An 18,795-nucleotide genomic window follows, 5' to 3' on the forward strand; every position below is an offset into this window, starting at 1 on the left:
AAAAACTTAGCTTATCACTATGTTCTTTTTTCGTCATCCACAGAATAATTTTCAAAAGATTATATCCTTTAAAATATTTCGATATAAGAAATAAAAATCCTGCAATATTTTGAAATGTTTTTTTATCTGAACGGAACGAATTTTGTCGAAGTTAGGAGAATGTTGATTAGTGGCTTGGGCAAAAGTAAATATAGTAAGCAAAAAACGAACGATCTAATTAGAATCGTTCGTTTTATTAATAATTTCTATGAAGAATTATTTTACTGTTGCTCCTATGAATCCTTTAAATAATGATTGTGGTTTTGTTGGTCTAGATTTGAATTCTGGATGAAATTGGGAGGCAATAAACCAAGGATGGTCTGTTATCTCAATAGTTTCGACCAATCTTTCGTCAGGGCTTGTACCAGAAAAGACAAAACCATTTGCCTCCATATCCTCCCGATATTGATTATTAAATTCGAATCGATGACGGTGACGCTCGTATACCACATCTTCATTGTCATATACTTCTTTCGTTTTTGTGCCATCCTTTAATCGACAAGGGTATAAGCCTAATCTTAGCGTACCACCCATTTCCGATATTTCTTTTTGTTCAGGGAGTAGATCAATAATCGGGTACGGTGTCTGTGGATCAATCTCTGCTGAATTCGCCCCTTCTAGCCCTAATACATTTCGAGCAAATTCTACTGTTGCAAGTTGCATACCAAGGCAAATTCCAAGGAATGGTATACGGTTTTCTCTTGCATATCGAATCGCTTCAATCTTTCCTTCAATGCCTCGATCACCAAATCCACCTGGAACTAGAATTCCATCCACATCTGCTAGTTGTGTTTCGATGTTTTCACGATCTAATTCTTCCGAGTTTATCCATTTCACCTCTACATCCGCATCATGAGCAAATCCGGCATGCTTTAATGCCTCTACTACAGAGATATAGGCATCTGGCAGTTCTACATACTTACCAACTAAACCAATTGTAACTTTCTTTGTTAAATTTAAAACCCGATCAATTAATTGCTGCCATTCCGTCATATCTGCAGGAGCACAATCTAATCCAAAGTGGTCACAAGTAATTTGGTCTAATTTTTGTTCCTGCATTGCTAATGGTACATGATAGAGGGTATCTGCATCACCTGACTCAATAACCGCTTTTTCATTAATGTCACAAAATAATGCAATCTTTTCTTTCATTTCTTGACTAATTTCTCTTTCTGTACGTAAAACAATCACATCTGGCTGAATCCCTAGTGATCGTAATTCTTTTACGCTATGCTGTGTTGGCTTTGTTTTCAATTCCCCAGCCGCTTGAATGTAAGGAACTAGGGTACAATGAATATACATGACATTTTCGCGACCAATATTGCTTTTTATTTGGCGAATCGCTTCAATAAATGGAAGGGATTCAATGTCTCCAACCGTACCACCGATCTCGGTGATGACAATATCTGCATTTGTTTGTTTTCCGGCCTGAAATACTTTATCTTTTATTTCATTCGTAATGTGTGGGATAACCTGTACTGTTCCACCTAAATAGTCACCTTGACGTTCCTTTTTAATCACCGTTGAGTAAATTTTTCCTGTCGTAATATTGCTATACTGGTTGAGATTAATATCAATAAACCGCTCATAATGGCCAAGGTCTAGATCTGTTTCTGCCCCATCATCTGTAACAAAAACCTCTCCATGTTGATATGGACTCATTGTTCCTGGGTCCACGTTGATATATGGGTCAAATTTTTGAATCGTTACTTTTAATCCTCTATTTTTTAATAAACGCCCTAAGGATGCTGCTGTAATTCCTTTTCCAATGGAAGAAACAACACCACCAGTTACAAAGATGTATTTTGTCACACTTATCCCTCTTTCTTGTATTTATTAAGCTTGTGGGAGGAAGAAAGCCACCAATGATGGAAGTCTCTTCTTATTCATTCCCACTTTTTTTAATGAAACTCTCTCCGTCTTCGGAAAGAAGTACCTGAGCTATATATTGGAACTCTCAAGCTATTTTTAATTAGAAAAACTCGCATTCGCTCGTCCTTTGGCGAATGCCTAGTTTTGCTTATACTTGGTACCTTAAAATTTCAGCTACGTCGAAACGCTACTGTGTAGAATTTTATACTTTCCTAACGTAAAATAAAAAAGCGCTCCCCTATCTACCAGGGGAACGCTATATATTATCCATTAATTTATGGAGCCCAAGTAAAATTGTACTCAGATAGCGGTAGAAAGTCAAGTAAGTTTTAGGCTATTTTTCTTCATCTTCATCAAAATCATCGTCTTCTAAATCGTCTATTTCATCTTCTATCTCGTCATCTTCATCGAAATCAAAGTCATCATCTTCCAATGTATCTTCAATGTCGAAATCTTCTTCCTCTTGGAAATCCTCTAGATCGACATCACCGATGTTACTATCATCTTCACTTAAGTCTTCATCAAGTTCTGTTTCTTCGATCTTCGCTTTCTTTTTCGTTACTTTTTTCTTCTTTTTCTTCTTCGGTGTTTGGGTAATATCTTCATCTATTTCTTCTACCGGATACCACTTTTTCAATCCCCAAAGATTAGAGCCTTTTGTCATAAACCGACCATCAATATTTAAATCTGTATAGAATTGGGAGAGCCTTTCATCTTTTTCTTCCTCTTTAAAGCCCTTCAGTTCTGCCACTTTATCAAATAATTCTCGGAAATCCATTGCTTTATTTCCATCTTCTAGTAATTCTGTCGCAACATCGATCATTGCCATTTCATCTATTTTTTCTTCTGTTAAATTCTGCAAACTCACGATTTAGCACTCCTTTATCGTAAAATCTATGTAAACAAATGTTTTCGTTCAACGTCACTACTACCATCATATTATATGGTTTTGCCTAATGAAATGCAACAATCTTTCACAAGTGTATGCTATGAATTAATGAAAGAGATTAATCCTTGTACTTTTTCCTCCGTTAAATCTCCTGAATTATCAAAAACATGGATATCGTCTTGCGGAATATCCCAATTAATTGTTGGAACAAAATCCACTCGTGTTTCATAGGAATCCCAATTGTCAAGCTTCCAGGTATCTCTTACTGTTCCACGCTCTTCAATGCGTTTTCGTTGCTGTTCGATATCGTCAAGAGTGACGACAACTACCTTCACCTCTACCTCTTTATTTGTTTTTCCACTAGCTGCAATAACATCTTCAATCCATTGTTTATTTTTCAATTCAGCTGTAAATGGAGAAATCATGAAAACATTTTGTCCAACCCGAAGATTTTCTATACAGATATCCTTGGTTGTATCATATTCTAAATCACGTAAATTTTTTTTATAAAAATCTGAGTCACGATCATTTGGATCTAAATCATTCATTTCAAGAAAACGTTCAACAAAACGTCCCCCTACTGTATCGCGATCAAGAAATGCACAAGGTATGGTTTCCGCAATTTTTTCTGCCACGGTTGTTTTCCCTGTTCCTGCGACCCCTACAAAGAATACTAGCTTTTGCATCTTCTCACCTCATTAAGTAATTTCACGTTTATTCTTCACACCTTCTAATGTTAACCGATTCAATCGAAAAACGCACGTGCTTTTATAATGGAATTTTATCATAGTTTTCTTTAATATTGGGTAATGTAAAGATTAAGCTTTGAAAAGAGGGATATTCATGATTTACTTAACCATAGTTGGATGTATAGTGCTTTTTATTTTTTTATTATACATTGATTACATCCTCGGTAAAATGTTATCAGCAAGGAATAATCATAGCATGAAATGGAACACCTCTACTGATGATGTTACATTTTTTGATTCAGGGCAAGATCTCTTTGAAAAAATGTTAAAGGATATAGAAAATGCCAAAACTTCGATTGATGTGCAATTTTTTATTATTCGTAATGACCAGATTAGTAACAGATTTTACAGCTTACTTGCTCAAAAACATGCAGAAGGTGTGGAGGTTAGAATGCTGGCAGATTGGGTAGGAAGCTTTCGTTACCGTAAGAAATGGATAAAAAATCGATTCCCTTTTTTCAAGATGAACCATCCACGGCCGCCATTTTTTTATCACCTTCAACAGAGAAACCATCGAAAGCTATTAATTATCGATCAAAAGATTGGTTATCTAGGAGGATTCAACCTTGGTGAAGAGTATTTAGGAAATGATTTAAAGCTCGGTAAGTGGAAGGATTATCATATTCGTCTCACGGGTGAAATTGCTCGAGTATTCAGTCAAATTTTTACTACGGATTGGAACAAGGCGAGTCTTTCCTATGACCGATCATTTGGTGAGAAGGAAGCTAATGCAGAGGATGTTAACATTTGTGTCATGACATCAGAAGCAAATTCCCTTGAAAAAAGTATCCTCTCGATGCTTTCCAGTGCTAAACGTTCTATTGAAATTGGCTCTCCTTATTTTATCCCAACAAAACCTGTGCTTCAGGCGCTAGTGGATGCAAGAAAACGTGGAGTAAAGATTACGATCCTTCTACCTGAAAAAGGAGACCATCCTATTACAAAGGCCGGTGCCATGCCTTATTTAAAAAAAATGCAAGAGATTGGTGTAGATACTTATTTATATATGGATGGTTTTTTTCACGGAAAGGTTTTGTTTATTGATGAAGAGATCTGTGATTTTGGCACAGGAAATTTTGATCAACGAAGCCTTCTTCTCAATGAAGAAATCAATGTCATCGTAAAAAAGGATCATCCCCTTTATCAGGATGCCAGAGCATGCTTTACCCATGACTTGAATACAAGCAAAAAATTAACCTTAACATGGATTAAACATCAACCATTGTGGATGAAGCTGTTAACGGTTATCAGTGTGCCACTTCGGAGATTTTTGTAGTATAACTTGTCACCACATTATGAAAGAGGAACAAACCAGTCAACACTGATTTATTCCTCTTTTTCTATTACATGCTCTCTGGTGCATGAACTCCTATCAGGCGTAAGCCATTTGCTAGGGTGATTTTTACGGCTTCCATTAAAGCTAAGCGTGCTTTTGTTGCTTCGATATCGTCTTCGTTAATGACTTTCTCTGCATTATAGAAGCTGTGAAGGGCAGATGCTAGGTCAAAAATATATTGTGTTACACGGTGTGGCGTTCGATTACTTGCTGCATCTGCAACCACTTGGGTGAAATCGCCTAATTGCTTTAAGAGATCCTCTGCTTTTTCTGATTGAAGCAGGCTTGCATCATAGTCAGTAGGTTGTATCCCTTTTTCTGCTGCTTGCTTTAACATGGTACAAATTCGCGCATGGGCATATTGAACATAGTAAACAGGATTATCATTGGACTGGGATTTTGCTAAATCCATATCAAAATCTAGGTGAGAGTCAGCAGAGCGCATGACAAAGAAATAACGCATAGCATCAATGCCTACCTCGTCCATTAGTTCCCGTAAAGTGACTGCTTTTCCTGTTCGTTTACTCATTTTTATTTTTTCGCCATTTTCAAAGAGATTTACCATTTGAATGATTTCAACCTCTAAAGTATCCGCATTATAGCCAAGTGCTTGGATCGCTGCACGCATACGTGGGATATAACCATGATGATCCGCTCCCCAAACATTGATTAGTTTATCAAAGCCACGATCCAGCTTGTTTTTATGGTAAGCAATATCTGGTGATAGATAGGTATAGGAACCATCCTGTTTTACTAAAACACGATCCTTATCATCACCAAAGTCTGTCGTACGGAACCATGTTGCTCCATCCTTTTCAAAAATATATCCTTTTTCGCGGAGAAGATCAATTGCAGGTACTATACGATCTTCTTGATAGAGAGAGGTTTCTGAGAACCAGTTGTCAAAGGTTACGCGAAATTGCTCTAAATCCTTTGCGAGCTTTTCTAGTTCAAATTCCAAACCGTATTTTCTAAAAAAACGATCCTGCTCTTCCGCTGGTTGACTCAAAAGCTCTTCACCATATTCTTTGGCAAGACTTTCTCCAATTCCGATAATATCAGCTCCATGATACCCGTCCTCCGGCATAGGATAGTCCTTACCTAATGCTTGCATATAACGAGCCTTAACAGATAGTGCTAAGTTATTAATTTGATTTCCTGCATCGTTAATATAGTATTCTCTTGAGACGTCATAGCCTGCTTTATCTAAAATATTGCATAAAGCATCCCCAACGGAAGCACCACGAGCGTGACCCAAATGCAGGTCTCCTGTAGGATTCGCTGAAACAAATTCTACCTGGATTTTCTCACCCTTGCCTACATTTGTTTTTCCATATTGCTCCCCTTGCTCTAAGATGGTAGGAATTAAATTCGTTAGATATTGATTATCCATGAAAAAGTTAATAAAACCAGGACCAGCTATTTCTACCTTTTTGATCGATCCTTTTGTTTGATCTAGCTTCTGTACTATCTCTTCGGCAATTTGACGTGGAGCTTTTTTGGCAATTCGCGCTAATTGCATAGCCATGTTCGTTGCATAATCACCGTGCGCTTTATCCTTAGGTTGTTCTAGCACAATGGCAGGTATTTCCTCTTCTTTTGCTAAGCCTGCCGATAAGACTGCTTGTTTTATCGCCATCTTTAAGTTATCTTGCATCTCTTGCATTATATTCATACTAATACCTCCATTTTAACGATTGTCTTCCTGGCTGAATTGAATGGTTAACCGATGTCTTCTGGGGTCTGCTCCATTTAAGCTTGTTGTATAGCTAATAAAAAGCTTTCCATTTCTTTTCTTCTCTAGTTGTTGATATTGAATTTGCTCTGTCATTGTTTCCATATGCATTGTTCCAAACTGGTGTCTGTAAACATTTTCTGTTCGTTGCTTTTCTGTGAATTTTTGATGCATGGAAACAGCGCCAGACCTCTTCACACTTACTTTATCAGGTTGTATGGTAATGAATGAATCTGTCCGTTCGTTATATTCATTCTGTTCACTAAAGGTCAGCACAGTCATCTGGTTTTTCTCCATTAGCAGACCTTTCTCTTCTGTTACGGTAATTTCTTTATTATCGTCATCTATTATTTCCATGGTCATTGTTATGGAAACTGGAGTTTTGTTCATTAATCTTCTCATTCCTTATTGATCAAGTGCATTTAATGCTTGTAATGGTAGCTTCGCATAAAAATAATCGTCCCGTTCATAGATAAAACGTTGATAGGATTGCTTGAGTAAATGCTTATCCTTTCGTGCCATACCTAAATAATATTGTTGAAATGGCGTCAGCTCGTTAAATTCCTCTAATATGGATATACATTCCTCGACATTACCATTTGCTAATGCAATATGAGCTTGCTCTGCTTTATTCTCTGTCACGAGCCCTTCCGTTTTTCGATAATAGGCAGAAATAAATGGAATAGTGTAATTGGTCAGTCCATAAACAGCACGTGCATTGGCGGTCTTCTTTGCTAGCTCTAAAGCGAAATGGGCATGTTGTATCGCTTGTTCATAGCTTTCAAACAGGTATCCTTGTGCAAGCATATTATGAATATCGATTTTTTTGTAGTCATTATTCGTATTGGCAAGCAATCGATAGCCATATTTCCGTGAAAGTATTAATTCATTTCGTTTCCAATGATAGATAAATAACGTCTCATCCAAACGATGCTCGAGCAATTCTCTTAATAAAGGATCCATCAGACGATCCAGTCCTATCTTAATACGATCATTATATAAACCAATTTTGCCATATTGATGCATGTCAAAATAACAGTAAATATGTAATAAGTCTTTTAAAATAGGAAAAATGTCATCATCTGCTTCCGCTTCGATTCGATTAATCTCTTTAATCGATTGCCTTATCATTTTTGGTTTGACTTGTTTATTGGATAAATTCTTCCGATCGTACATTAACTGGTAAGCCAGTGCTGCCGTTCGATTTTTTTTATGAATAGAGGTTCGATTTTTTGCTATTACGTCATGTAGCTCCTCTAGCAAACCGACTGCATATAGATATTCCATGGCAACTCGTTGATTATGATCACTTTTACAATGCAGACAAATCAATCGCATATTATCTATTTCATTAGGGTATCCCTTTAATTGTTGATAAATAACATAAATCGGCAATTCATTGTCACTTTCTAAGAAGTGATTTACTATATGATTGTCATGTTCGTGTTCTGTCATCGTGATTTATCCCCTATTTTTCTATTCCTTTACTGACATTTTATCATAATTAACCTAGAAAGTAACTGCCGGTTATTTTACCCAGCCCAAAAGAATTTCCCGAATGAATTTGCTTGCTGCGATTGCTGTTTTTTCTGTCGGATCATATACTGGAGCAACCTCCACCAGATCTGCACCTACAATAGAAACCCCGGATTTTGCAATTAGATGGATAGCCTCCAATAATTCCTTTGAAGTAATCCCGCCTGCTTCAGCAGTCCCTGTACCAGGCGCATAGGCCGGATCTAATACATCGATATCAATTGTGACATATATCGGGCGATGAAGCAGTGTCGGTAATACTTTTCTTAGTGGTTCTACTACTTCAAATTTTGCCATATACATGCCGCTTTCCTTTGCGTATTGAAATTCTTCTCGCATGCCTGATCGAATCCCAAATGAATAAACATTCTCTGCACCAAATTTTTCACAAACTTTTCGAATCGGAGTTGAGTGAGACAATTCTTCTCCTTCATATTCGATCCGCAAATCAGCATGGGCATCAATATGAATGACAGCAAGATCTGGATATTTTTCAAACATTGCTTCAAGGATTGGCCAGCTCACTAAATGCTCACCACCTAATCCAAGCGGAAATTTTCCTTTTGCCAAAATTTTGCGGACATAGGCTTTTATCATTTCTAGACTGCGCTCAGCATTTCCAAACGGAAGTGGGATATCCCCTGCATCGAAATAGTTCACTTCTTCTAAATGACGATCTAAATAAGGGCTATATTCTTCTAAGCCAATTGATGCTTCTCTGATGCGATTGGGACCAAAGCGCGAACCCGGACGAAAGCTTACTGTCCAGTCCATCGGCATTCCATATAAAATAACATCTGCCTTCTCATGGTTTTGTCGTGATAGTATAAATACCTTTCCAGAATAGGCTTCATCAAAACGCATACCTTTCACCCCCTATTTATCTGTTAAATCTTTTACAAATTTCGGTAGGACAAAGCTTGCAAAGTGAAGGTCCTTTGTGTAATATTTCGTCTCTATGTCAAAGAAGCGTTCTTCCTTAACCTTTAAGGGATCATGGATTTTGCTTCCTAATGTAAAGGTCCATAGACCACTAGGATATGTCGGAATATTGGCAGTATATAGTCTAGTTACAGGGAATATCTCCGCTACATCCTGAAATACCTGGCGAATTAAATCAGATTTGAACCAAGGATTATCTGTTTGTGCAACAAAGAGTCCGTCATCTTTTAATGCATTAGCAATTCCAGCATAAAAGCCTTTTGTAAAAAGATTAACAGCAGGGCCAACTGGTTCTGTTGAATCCACCATAATAACGTCATACGCTTTTTTGCTTTCGGCAATATGAACAAAACCATCTGCTACACGCACCTCCACTCGAGGATCAGATAACTTTCCAGCAATAGTCGGTAAATATTTCTTTGAATATTCCATTACTTTCCCATCAATATCAACCAATACGGCTTTTTCCACGGACGGATGTTTGAGAATCTCGCGGATCACTCCACCATCTCCTCCTCCAACTACCAATACCTTTTTAGGATTAGGGTGGGTAAATAGAGGGACATGTGCGACCATCTCATGGTATACAAATTCATCCTTTTCGGTAGTCATGACCATATCATCTAAAAGGAGCATATTCCCCCATTCCGCCGTTTCAACCATATCTAACTTCTGGAAATCGGTTTGCTCAGTATGATGTGTTCGATTAACCTTCGCAGTGATTCCAAAGTTTTCTGTTTGTTTTTCCGTAAACCATAATCCCATTCATCATCTTCTCCTATCTATATTCAAACAACCATCTATTAGTTAGATTAAACAATACTATTTTAGAGATTTTTTCTAAAAAATCAAGTTTTTCTTGTCTCTTTATGTTTATTATTTTTAGAAATTTCCCATAATACCAAATATAAGCTTATTGAAGGAGGGGACACCTATGCGCAGAAGGAGAAGAAGAAGGAAAAAAAGATGGCTAAAATGGGGCTTCTTTATGTTTTTAGTTGGGGCTTCTTCCTTTGTTTTCTTAATCGGGGCAAGCTTTATACTAGGTCCTCCTTCACTTGAACGTGCGGAAAACACCATCTATTATAGCTCAGATCAAGAAGTAATCGGGGAGGAATACGGATCTGAAAAGAGGTATTGGGTGGACTTGGACGAAATTGATGACAAGTTAGAAAAAGCCATTGTTTGGACAGAGGATCAGCATTTTTATGATCATCTTGGCTTTGACTTTAAGAGACTTGCGGGAGCTATTGTTAAGGATATCCAGACAATGTCGTTAAAAGAAGGGGCAAGTACGATCACCCAGCAATATGCTCGAAATCTCTTCCTATCACATGAAAAAACCTGGAAACGTAAGCTATATGAAGCTTTTTACACTATTAGGTTAGAAATGTACTATGATAAAGATGAGCTTTTAGAAGGTTATTTAAATACGATTTATTATGGACATGGCGCCTATGGGATTGAGGCTGCTAGTAAATATTATTTTAACAAGTCAGCAAAGGATTTAAGCTGGGCAGAAGCTACTTTGCTTGCAGGTATACCTAAGGGGCCGTCCATCTATTCTCCCTTTCATGATTTAGAAAATGCCAAACAAAGACAAGCCTTTATTTTAGAAAATTTACTGGAGAATGATGTGATCGACCAAGCAACATATGATGCGGCAATAAACGAAAAATTAAATTTTTCCGATGACCGTATGATTGTAAAAAACAGTATTGCTCCTTATTTTCAGGATATTGTGGTCGAGGAACTGAAATCATTGCTCGATTTAAATATGGAAGAGATTCGTTCTGGTGGCTATAAGGTTTATACAACATTGGAGACAGACCAGCAGCTAGCTTTGCAAACAGCCAGTGAGTCTGTTCTCAACAATGGAGAAATCCAAGTAGGTGCTGTCGCAATGGACCCTGATACTGGTGGGATAACTGCACTTGTAGGGGGTCAAAATTATGAAGCATCCTCCTTTAATCGGGCAGTTCAGGCAAAACGTATGCCAGGCTCCTCTTTTAAACCATTTCTCTATTATGCCGCTTTGGAAAATGGCATGACAGCTGCGACGACGATGATGAGTAAGCCGACAACCTTTGCTCTAGAAAATGGTCAAAGCTATCAGCCAAGCAATTTTAATAACTATTATGCAAATGCTCCGATTACGATGGCGCAGGCAGTTGCCTTATCTGATAATATTTTTGCGGTTAAGACAAATCTGTATGTGACACCTGAACGATTCGCGCGGATTGCAAAGGAAAAGTTCGCCATCGAAAGTCCACTTGAACCTGTTGCTTCGCTTGCTCTTGGTACAGAGGTTGTCAGTGTAAAGGAAATGGTAACAGGCTATAGTATTATTGCAAATGGTGGTAAAAAAGTGAATTCTCATGTGATCGAAAAAGTAACAGATTCACAAGGAAATGTAATTTATCAGTACGAAGAGCCCAAGGAAGAAGCTGGAGGTTTTCCGTTTTTCTCGAAAAAAGAGACAAATCAACTGCTGAAGCCTGCTCTTACTTATATTTTGACCGATATGATGAAGGGAATGTTTGACCAGGAGCTCAATGGCTATATGAGTGTAACAGGTGCCTCAATAGCAGACCAACTAACACACGATTATGCTGGTAAATCGGGAACAACGGAATCAGATAGCTGGATGGTCGGCTTTAGCCCAGAATTAGTAGCTGGTGTCTGGATTGGCTATGACGATAATCGCTCGATTGAAAAAGTTTCCGAGGAACATTTCTCCAAAGAAATTTGGGCTAACTTTATGGAGAAGGCTCATGAAAGCATCCCAGTAACAGAAAGCAAGCCACCTGAGAACATTATCGAAGTCCCGATCGACCTTAATACTGGTTTACTAGCAACAGATGAGTGTGGAGAAGCATATACGATGCCTTTTATCAAAGGAACCCAACCATCTCAATACTGTACTTCCCATTTGGAAGAAATCAATGAAGAAAATTCAGAGGAACTAAAGGAAATCACCGAGGACGATCCATTTTTAGAGGATTGGTGGGATTGGCTCTGGTTTGGCGATAATTCGACTGTAACAGAATAGTGACGGAGACCGTTTGGCGTCGAGGCTTGCATTAGAAATAGCTTATTAACTCCATTTGAGAGGCATTTCTGGCAAGAAGTGTGTTTTATAGAGCGGATAAACTTCATTTCGCTGAATTTCTTCGTTTGAAATGCGCTTTATAAAGCTTATAAACCCCATTTCGCTGGGATACTCCGTTTAAATTGCGCTTTATAAAGCTTATAAACTCCATTTCGCTGGGATACTCCGTTTAAATTGCGCTTTATAAAGCTTATAAACCCCATTTCGCTGGGATACTCCGTTTAAATTGCGCTTTATAAAGCTTATAAACCCCATTTCGCTGGATTCCTCGTTTGAAATGCACTTTATAAAGGATATAACTCCATTTTGCTGGGATGGGATTCTTCAGTGATCGGGATCTTTTAGTTAAGAGCGTCCAAGTAGAAGTGGATGCTTATTTATTCAGTCATGAAAAAAGGCCAGGCGAATGCCCGGCCCTTTTCCAGTCCTAGTAACGAAGAGTTACCATGTGTGTATTATTTTAATCAATAACGCTTGCTTTGGACAAGTATAATATAGAAAGTTCAGAAATTGTTCACAAAGTGTTCATTATTTTGGTAAAACCTGTTTTAATTCTTCTGGAGATCGTTCCCACATTTCTGGCTTATAATCACGTAAAAAATCAGCCAAGAGCTTGAGGGATTTTTCATCCATATGTTCCACAATATAATGACCCTTCATTGATTTATCCATATGATTAACATGTTCTGGCATAGACTTATAGGCGCGCTTTATCGATCGATCGACACGAATTTCACTACCTGCTACCCCATGATAATACGGTCCTTCTTCTCCTCTTTCAACCGTGACCCATACGATCCAATATAATTTCCCATTTGGAACTTCCTCTTTATTAGGGATAAATTTTACCCTTCTTTCTACCTCACTTCTTGCGTGCATTGCCCCCATATCCACAAATGCTCTGTCTTCATTTGGATCGATGATGACAGGAGAAATATTTTCTAAGCTTATCGAACCAACTCCATACCCACCATGACCGTCTGTAGAATCATCCTTCATGATAGTGAATTGATTAGATTTCTTCTTATTATTAGAATTTTTTTGATCACTCATCTATCGTAAACCTCCTAGCCTAAATCCATTTACTGTTATTGTAGCATTTTGTTTCGCTGATTTCACATTTACGCTACAATAATAAGTATGTTTATATCTTGATCAAGGAGTGATGACATATGCCATACGTAACGATACAAATGCTAGAAGGTAGAACAGATGAGCAAAGAAAAGCCTTAATTGAAAAAGTAACTGATGCCGTTGTAGAAACAACAGGTGCCAATCGAGAAAAAGTTGTTGTATTTGTCGAGGATATTGACAAACGGAATTATGGAGTTGGTGGAAAACGATTAGTGGATTGAAGCTTTGATCACACTAGTTAAAAGGATGTGATGGATTGATGCCATTCTCTTTATTTACTTTTATTGGCGGTTCTCATGGAACCATGGTCTACTTAATAATTACCTTTGTTTTAGTTTTGCTATTGATTGCTTTTATGATATCCAAAATATTCAGACAAAAATTGTCTAATAAGCAATTAGATCGCATCGAAGAAAAATTAGATACCTTACTGAAGGAAAAAGACCGCTACAATAATCCGTAGCGGTCAGCTTTTGCTAATGCTTGATCTTTTCGATAAATTCCCATGCTTCCTTCATATCTTCCTTTGTATAATTGGATTTTTTCTTCACTTCTTGTACTTTTCTCTCCGTATCCGCTTTATCTAAATCATCAAAATAAAGCATGGTGGCGACAAGCTCCAAAAAACGAGAGCTTTTTTCATTCATATCATTGACAATGGCCTCGAGGTTTGACAAATCTACAGGAGAATGCTCCAAAAAATTCTCCCCCTCCTCCGTTACCTGATAACGATATTGGTAATAATTGCTTTTCGACTCTTTTACTTCTGAGACAAAGCCTAAGTTAGTCAATTCCTCCATCCTTAACGACAATTCCTCCGAATATGGGCCATAAAAATGAAAAGTGTACTTTTCTTCAAAAGGATACCCTAGCTTTTTCATGATATAAATAATTTTTTGTAGCTTTTTTCTACCAACGATCCCTGCAGATGATGCAATCACCTTTACGAGTTTTGCATGATTATCTAACAATGATAACACCCCTATTTCTATTATTCCGAATGATGTAGTAATGCAAGTATTCTCTTTTTCTCTTGGCTATCGTCTGGGAGCTGTAAAATCACGTCCCGAGGATAGTACAGCTTATGGTCCGTTCTTTTCTTACCTGAAATCGCCTCTACAATTTCCGATTGCCTGGATAATTCACGTAATTCCTTATTTGGCATGAATAAATGGATGGGAAGTCGTTCTTCCTCTTCACCAGGACGATAAAAGTCGTATGGTAAATCAGAGGAGGAATCAACAACTAAATAATAATCCGGATCTAACCCAATATCGATAAACAATTGATGCAATTCCATCCATTCCTTCATCTGTAGATTCGGATTAAATTCCACATACTTAAACAGCCTTCGATTGACAAAGCGATAGGCCAAGTCCTTTAAAATTGGATCCTTCTCATCTGCCCACATTTGGAAATAATACAACACGACTGCTTCATCTAATTGAATATAGTCCTTTAAAGAAACCTTTTCTTCAAAAAGAGAAATGAAATGAGTAGGCTCCATTTGAAAGGAATACCCCTCTTCATACAACGCCTTCGCACGATGTAAAATTTTTGTTAAAATAACCTCAGCACTTCTTGTAACTGGATGAAAATAAACCTGCCAATACATTTGGTAACGACTCATAATGTAATCTTCCACCGCATGCATACCTGACTCTTTTACGACAACCTGATCCTCATATGGACGCATCACCCTAAGTATTCGTTCCATGTCAAAATGGCCATAGCTTACACCAGTAAAATAAGCATCACGCTGAAGGTAATCCATTCTGTCTGCATCTATTTGACTTGATATTAGGCTAACAACAAGCTTGTCCTCATAGGTTTTGTTAATGACATCCGCTACTTTCTGTGGAAAGTCTTTACTAACCTTTTTCAGTACTTTGTTTACCTCCGTATCACCTAAAATAATCGCCTTTGTAAATTCCTCATGATCGAGCTTAAACACCTTCTCAAAAGAATGGGAAAAGGGTCCATGCCCAAGATCATGAAGCAGTGCAGCACATAAGCATAGGAGCCTTTCTTCATGATTCCAATTAGGCCTGTCCGCAAAATTAACTAAGATTCTTCTTACAATCTCGTACACTCCTAAAGAATGATTTAATCTACTATGCTCCGCTCCATGAAAGGTTAAAAAGGATGTCCCTAGCTGTTTGATTCTTCTTAATCTCTGGAATTCTCTTGTCCCGATCAAATCCCAAATTACCCGATCCCGTACATGCACATAACGGTGGACAGGATCCTTGAATACTTTCTCTTCATGCAACTGTTCGTCTTTATAAGCCATGGCATATACCTTCCTCTTTTTTCTTACTACTAGTATAATATAAATTTAAGTGGACGAAAACAGTTAAGGAAGAGCATTATTTAGAGAGCAATTGGAGAGATGAGGATTAGTAATGTTAAAGTTTTTCGATGATAAAAAAATTCGCTTCATAGATCATAGTAATCCCACAAGTTTGGGCACAGCGATGGCATCCTTTGCGGTGGATGATGCGTTATGTCAAAGTATCGGCCGACAGCAGGATGAGGTGGCGTGTCGATTCTGGGTGCATGATAATACGGTTGTACTCGGCATTCTGGATTGTCGCCTTCCGAATATTGCGGAGGCAGTAACTTTTTTACAACAAGAAGGGTTTGATGTGGTTGTCCGCAACTCTGGCGGCCTTGCAGTTGTATTAGATAGTGGTGTATTAAATTGGTCGTTTGTTCTGCCTGACTCCCGTGAGCTTGGCATACATTCTGGTTATGAGCTAATGACTACATTTGTTCAGGAAATGTACGGCGATTTAACAGATAAAATTGAAGCATATGAGATTACGGGCTCTTACTGTCCGGGAGATTATGATTTAAGTATTGGCGGAAAAAAATTTGCAGGTATATCCCAGAGGCGTGTCAAAAATGGCATTGCCGTTCAAATATATTTGTGTGTAGAAGGTAGTGGCAGATCTCGTGCTGAATTGGTGCGTAAATTTTATACACACGGGCAAGCAGTCAAAGATGAGCGATTTCCATATCCTGATGTAGTTCCAGATACGATGCGTTCCCTATCAGAATTGCTTGGAGAAGTGCTGACAGTCGAAGATGCGAAGAAAAGAGTTTTAAAGCTTTTAGGGAGTTATTATGAACAGGATTTATATGGTGATGAACTCGTGGTTTTTGAGAAAAGAATGAAGCAAATGATAGAGCGTAATGAGAAAGCACTCGGATGATGATCGAGTGCTTTTTCTTTGGAGCTATAGAACAATTTTTTCTATTCGGAATTTCGCTAATGCTTCATGATCAATTTCATAACCGATACCAGGCTTGTCCAGCAAAGTAATTTGACCATTTTCAATCTCCACTTCTGGAGTGATGATATCTTGATGCCAATAACGATTGGATGCACCTGGATCTGCTGGTAGGGTGAAGCCTGGTAGTGTTGCAAGGGCAAGACTTTGTGCTCTACCAACACCAGCTTCAAGCATGCCACCACACCAAACCGGGATGTGATGAGCTACACATAGATCATGAATGGTGATTGCATTCGTGAAGCCTCCGACTCTGCCAAGCTTTATACTGATGATCTTACAGCTATTTAGCTCGATCGCTGTCTTAGCATCTGATAAGGTATGAATGCTTTCGTCAAGGCATATAGGTGTTTGGATTTTTTCCTGAAGCTTAGCATGATCAACAAAATCATCCTGTGCTAGAGGCTGTTCTATCATCATAAGATCAAATTGATCAAAGCTTTTTAAATGCTCTATGTCCTGAAGTGTGTAAGCGGAATTAGCATCTACCATCAGCTTAATATCAGGGAAGCTATTGCGTACCTTTTCCAATAGAGTAAGATCATTTTCTCGATTTATTTTCAACTTAATTCGTTGATAGCCTTGATCGAGTACAGTCTGTATCGATTGCTTTAGGATTGGAAAATCCCTCTTTATCCCAATCGCCGCTCCTACAGATACTTGTGCGGTCCTCCCACCTATTGCTCGATAAAGCGGTACATGCTCTCGTTTAGCATACAAATCCCAGATTGCTCCTTCGATTGCAGCCTTCGCCATATGATTGCGACGCACGCCCTCACATTTTTGTATAAAAGTATTCGGATGATCGAATGGCTGCAACTTTGCAATTGGTGCCAGGTCCTCCTTGATAATGGTATAGACTGTATTGGTCGTTTCTTCTGTATACCAGGGTGTATGAAATGCAACAGATTCACCAAAGCCTCTCAAGCCGTCCTGATCAACTAGCTCGATTACAAAGATATCTTTTTCTTTTACTATCTTTCTACTGTTCTTAAATGGTGTACGAAGAGGCATGTTGATTCGATGTAGGATGATTTTCTCGATTTGGATCATGGGCGAGCACCTCCTTGGACTTTTCATTTCGCCACTTTTTTGTTTAACCCCGCCATTATGGGTGATTTTCCCGCCACTTAGAGCGCTAATCCCGCCACTTTATTAAATCAATTGAATAACTTGCATTTTTGGAAATACCTGATTTATAAATACCTGCCCTTGCAAAGATCTTTTGCATCGCATTCGTGGAATCTAAAGAAAGGAATTCTCTTGCCATTCGATTAGTAATTCTATTATCCATTAAAGTGCTAGTTCATATAATGCGCGTAGATGTGCTTTTTGACTACGTGTTCCACATGCGGGCATTCCCAACGCATTCGATTACGCTTCATTGCGTATTGATTGCACGAGGGACAACGAACACCTTTGATTAAATCTTCCCATAGAACCTCATATTTTTCTAGTATGTTGATTACCGCTGACTGGTGATGGGATTCTAAAAATCCTGATAGAAGTTCCACCTGATGACTGGTTATTACTGGAGGATATTTTTTTGCTAGTTTCTCGAGATAGGATGGTAATGCGATTCCAGTGAGAATTCTCGATCTCTCAGAATAATCCTGTAAAAGTAAGCCGGCATTTGGATGAACGAAGACACTTGCAGTAAAAATCGGTGGGATATCGATGGAATACTCTAACAAAAACCTACTTAATTGCGCTTTTTGTAAATCAACTTGGAGTAAAGGATCCGGAAAAATATCGTTTTTATCCTCCGTTTCTCAATATAGCTGATGGGCATCTTGATCAAAATAAATCGTTCCAGTTATGTTTTTTACTTCTAGTAAACATAGAAAGCTTGGCGTGAGTAGTAATCGGTCGATTTGAAAAGCTGTTTTCCCAACTATACGTAAGTCTTTGATAACTTTTTTGCCTTCTATAGAGCATAGATCGAAATAATAATCGAGGGAATTCTCTCCATATCGGCCAGCGTCGAGGATTCGATATTGTTCATGGATTGAGGAGAATTTGGGGTGTGTAGCAGGAAGGCAAAATGATAATGCTTGATACTGTTCACGTTTTATAAAATTTCAACTCCTTTCTTTGAAAGTAGTATAACATTAGAAAAACTAGGCATCGCTCTTCTTTTGGCGAATGCCTAGTT

At 38.2% G+C, this 18,795-nt stretch carries 19 protein-coding genes; 5 read left to right on the forward strand and 14 right to left on the reverse strand.

Annotation, left to right across the window (positions count from 1 at the left end):
- Nucleotides 1–255: 255 nt before the first annotated feature.
- The 3 genes from DLJ74_RS17460 to DLJ74_RS17470 form a co-directional block, all read right to left on the reverse strand.
- On the reverse strand, nucleotides 256–1,851 hold the full coding sequence (locus DLJ74_RS17460; protein WP_109985431.1) for a CTP synthase: 1,596 nt from the start codon (nucleotides 1,849–1,851) through the stop codon (nucleotides 256–258).
- Between the two features lie 394 nt (nucleotides 1,852–2,245).
- On the reverse strand, nucleotides 2,246–2,779 hold the full coding sequence (gene rpoE, locus DLJ74_RS17465; protein WP_054861232.1) for a DNA-directed RNA polymerase subunit delta: 534 nt from the start codon (nucleotides 2,777–2,779) through the stop codon (nucleotides 2,246–2,248).
- A gap of 119 nt (nucleotides 2,780–2,898) precedes the next feature.
- Nucleotides 2,899–3,486 carry a P-loop nucleotide/nucleoside kinase family protein gene (locus DLJ74_RS17470; RefSeq protein ID WP_109985432.1) on the reverse strand — a complete coding sequence of 196 codons (588 nt, stop codon included), beginning with the start codon at nucleotides 3,484–3,486 and terminating at the stop codon, nucleotides 2,899–2,901.
- Nucleotides 3,487–3,745: 259 nt separating this feature from the next.
- On the opposite strand from DLJ74_RS17470, the gene DLJ74_RS17475 reads away from it, so the two are divergent.
- Nucleotides 3,746–4,825, forward strand: coding sequence for a phospholipase D-like domain-containing protein (locus DLJ74_RS17475; protein ID WP_181397652.1), 1,080 nt, complete (start codon nucleotides 3,746–3,748; stop codon nucleotides 4,823–4,825).
- A 67-nt stretch (nucleotides 4,826–4,892) separates the two neighbouring features.
- Here DLJ74_RS17475 and argS read toward each other — a convergent pair whose 3' ends face one another.
- The 5 genes from argS to speE all read right to left on the reverse strand — a co-directional run bounded on the left by argS (nucleotide 4,893) and on the right by speE (nucleotide 9,863).
- The gene (gene argS / locus DLJ74_RS17480) at nucleotides 4,893–6,560 is read right to left on the reverse strand and encodes an arginine--tRNA ligase (protein WP_109985434.1); all 1,668 of its coding nucleotides are present in this window, start codon (nucleotides 6,558–6,560) and stop codon (nucleotides 4,893–4,895) included.
- 15 nt (nucleotides 6,561–6,575) lie between these two features.
- Nucleotides 6,576–7,010 carry a YwiB family protein gene (locus DLJ74_RS17485; protein ID WP_054788792.1) on the reverse strand — a complete coding sequence of 145 codons (435 nt, stop codon included), beginning with the start codon at nucleotides 7,008–7,010 and terminating at the stop codon, nucleotides 6,576–6,578.
- A gap of 15 nt (nucleotides 7,011–7,025) precedes the next feature.
- Complete coding sequence (locus DLJ74_RS17490) at nucleotides 7,026–8,075, reverse strand: AimR family lysis-lysogeny pheromone receptor (protein ID WP_109985435.1); 1,050 nt, start codon at nucleotides 8,073–8,075, stop codon at nucleotides 7,026–7,028.
- Between the two features lie 72 nt (nucleotides 8,076–8,147).
- Nucleotides 8,148–9,020 (reverse strand): agmatinase, encoded by an 873-nt coding sequence (gene speB / locus DLJ74_RS17495; RefSeq protein ID WP_054788788.1) that lies wholly within the window; start codon nucleotides 9,018–9,020, stop codon nucleotides 8,148–8,150.
- Nucleotides 9,021–9,032: 12 nt separating this feature from the next.
- Entirely contained in the window at nucleotides 9,033–9,863 is an 831-nt protein-coding gene (speE, locus tag DLJ74_RS17500) for a spermidine synthase (RefSeq protein ID WP_054861239.1), read from the reverse strand.
- A 169-nt stretch (nucleotides 9,864–10,032) separates the two neighbouring features.
- On the opposite strand from speE, the gene DLJ74_RS17505 reads away from it, so the two are divergent.
- A complete protein-coding gene (locus DLJ74_RS17505; protein ID WP_109985436.1) occupies nucleotides 10,033–12,150 on the forward strand; it encodes a transglycosylase domain-containing protein in 2,118 nt (705 codons plus the stop codon).
- Between the two features lie 588 nt (nucleotides 12,151–12,738).
- On the opposite strand, the gene DLJ74_RS17510 is transcribed toward DLJ74_RS17505, so the two are convergent.
- Nucleotides 12,739–13,263, reverse strand: a complete 525-nt coding sequence (locus DLJ74_RS17510) for a YwhD family protein (RefSeq protein ID WP_109985437.1) — start codon at nucleotides 13,261–13,263, stop codon at nucleotides 12,739–12,741.
- Nucleotides 13,264–13,382: 119 nt separating this feature from the next.
- Here DLJ74_RS17510 and DLJ74_RS17515 point away from each other — a divergent pair, with 119 nt between their 5' ends.
- Both DLJ74_RS17515 and DLJ74_RS17520 read left to right on the forward strand, forming a co-directional pair.
- Nucleotides 13,383–13,565, forward strand: a complete 183-nt coding sequence (locus DLJ74_RS17515) for a 2-hydroxymuconate tautomerase (RefSeq protein WP_054788613.1) — start codon at nucleotides 13,383–13,385, stop codon at nucleotides 13,563–13,565.
- A gap of 35 nt (nucleotides 13,566–13,600) precedes the next feature.
- Nucleotides 13,601–13,807: a hypothetical protein gene (locus DLJ74_RS17520; protein WP_146202445.1), complete on the forward strand. Its 207-nt coding sequence runs from the start codon at nucleotides 13,601–13,603 to the stop codon at nucleotides 13,805–13,807.
- A 13-nt stretch (nucleotides 13,808–13,820) separates the two neighbouring features.
- On the opposite strand, the gene DLJ74_RS17525 is transcribed toward DLJ74_RS17520, so the two are convergent.
- Entirely contained in the window at nucleotides 13,821–14,315 is a 495-nt protein-coding gene (locus tag DLJ74_RS17525) for a YwgA family protein (protein WP_109985438.1), read from the reverse strand.
- Nucleotides 14,316–14,335: 20 nt separating this feature from the next.
- Nucleotides 14,336–15,637: an HD domain-containing protein gene (locus DLJ74_RS17530; protein WP_109985439.1), complete on the reverse strand. Its 1,302-nt coding sequence runs from the start codon at nucleotides 15,635–15,637 to the stop codon at nucleotides 14,336–14,338.
- 112 nt (nucleotides 15,638–15,749) lie between these two features.
- Between DLJ74_RS17530 and DLJ74_RS17535 the strand changes: the two genes are divergently transcribed.
- A complete protein-coding gene (locus tag DLJ74_RS17535) occupies nucleotides 15,750–16,562 on the forward strand; it encodes a lipoate--protein ligase family protein (protein ID WP_054861244.1) in 813 nt (270 codons plus the stop codon).
- Between the two features lie 24 nt (nucleotides 16,563–16,586).
- Here the strand turns inward: DLJ74_RS17535 and menC are convergent, their stop codons facing one another.
- The 3 genes from menC to DLJ74_RS21050 form a co-directional block, all read right to left on the reverse strand.
- Entirely contained in the window at nucleotides 16,587–17,693 is a 1,107-nt protein-coding gene (gene menC / locus DLJ74_RS17540; RefSeq protein ID WP_109985440.1) for an o-succinylbenzoate synthase, read from the reverse strand.
- Between the two features lie 248 nt (nucleotides 17,694–17,941).
- Nucleotides 17,942–18,334 (reverse strand): hypothetical protein, encoded by a 393-nt coding sequence (locus DLJ74_RS20310; protein WP_146202446.1) that lies wholly within the window; start codon nucleotides 18,332–18,334, stop codon nucleotides 17,942–17,944.
- 78 nt (nucleotides 18,335–18,412) lie between these two features.
- Nucleotides 18,413–18,715, reverse strand: a complete 303-nt coding sequence (locus DLJ74_RS21050; RefSeq protein ID WP_109985504.1) for a nuclease-related domain-containing protein — start codon at nucleotides 18,713–18,715, stop codon at nucleotides 18,413–18,415.
- Between the last annotated feature and the right edge of the window lie 80 nt (nucleotides 18,716–18,795).

The organism is Gracilibacillus dipsosauri, assembly GCF_003176895.1.
GTDB lineage: Bacteria > Bacillota > Bacilli > Bacillales > Amphibacillaceae > Gracilibacillus > Gracilibacillus dipsosauri.